1 pseudogene is annotated in these 1,178 nt (G+C 70.5%); it reads left to right on the top strand.

Annotated elements, in window-relative coordinates:
- Positions 1-1,178, top strand: a pseudogene (locus R2S09_RS40120) (alpha-1,4-glucan--maltose-1-phosphate maltosyltransferase); the annotation flags it as partial.

The following is a 1,178-nucleotide window of genomic DNA, read 5'->3' as shown; positions in this document are numbered from 1 at the left end:
CTGGCGGCGGCGTTGACGCCGGAGGTGGACGCGGTGCTGGCCCGGTATCCGCTGCGGGAGCTGGTCACCGCCTCCGAGCCGATGCCGCTGCTGGTGGAGCGGGAGCGGGCCCTGTACGGCGCCTGGTACGAGTTCTTCCCCCGCTCCGAGGGCACCCCCGAGCAGCCCCACGGCACCTTCACCACCGCCGCCCGCCGCCTCCCGGCGATCGCCGCCATGGGCTTCGACGTGGTCTACCTCCCCCCCATCCACCCCATCGGCACCACCTTCCGCAAGGGGAAGAACAACACCCTCACCCCCGGCCCCGAGGACGTCGGCGTGCCCTGGGCGATCGGCTCCCCCGAGGGCGGCCACGACGCGATCCACCCCGCTCTGGGCACCCTGGAGGACTTCGACGCCTTCGTCGCCCGGGCCCGCGAGCTGGGCCTGGAGATCGCCCTGGACTTCGCCCTGCAGTGCTCCCCGGACCACCCCTGGGTGCACAAGCACCCCGAGTGGTTCCACCACCGCCCCGACGGCACCATCGCCTACGCGGAGAACCCGCCGAAGAAGTACCAGGACATCTACCCCGTCGCCTTCGACGCCGACATGGACGGCCTGGTCGCCGAGACCGTCCGCATCCTGCGGCACTGGATGGACCACGGGGTGCGGATCTTCCGGGTGGACAACCCGCACACCAAGCCGGTCGTCTTCTGGGAGCGGGTGATCGGCGAGATCAACCACGCCGACCCCGACGTGATCTTCCTGGCGGAGGCGTTCACCCGGCCGGCGATGATGCACACCCTGGCCCAGATCGGCTTCCAGCAGTCCTACACCTACTTCACCTGGCGCAACTCCAAACAGGAGCTGACCGAGTACCTGGGTGAGCTGTCGGGTGAGGCGGCGGCCTACATGCGGCCGAACTTCTTCGCCAACACCCCCGACATCCTGCACGCCTACCTCCAGCACGGCGGCCGGCCCGCCTTCGAGGTCCGCGCCGTCCTGGCCGCCACCCTGGCCCCCTCCTGGGGCATCTACTCCGGCTACGAGCTGTGCGAGAACACCCCCCTCAGGGAGGGCGGCGAGGAGTACCTGGACTCGGAGAAGTACCAGCTCAAACCCCGTGACTGGGCGGCCGCCGAACGCGAGGGCCGCAGCATCGCCCCGCTCATCACCCGCCTCAACGACATCCGCCGCCG

The organism is Streptomyces sp. MK7 (assembly GCF_032658145.1).
Taxonomy (GTDB): domain Bacteria; phylum Actinomycetota; class Actinomycetes; order Streptomycetales; family Streptomycetaceae; genus Streptomyces; species Streptomyces spiralis.
The sequence above is the reverse complement of the archived record's forward strand: the minus strand, read 5'-3'. Positions and strand labels throughout refer to the sequence as shown.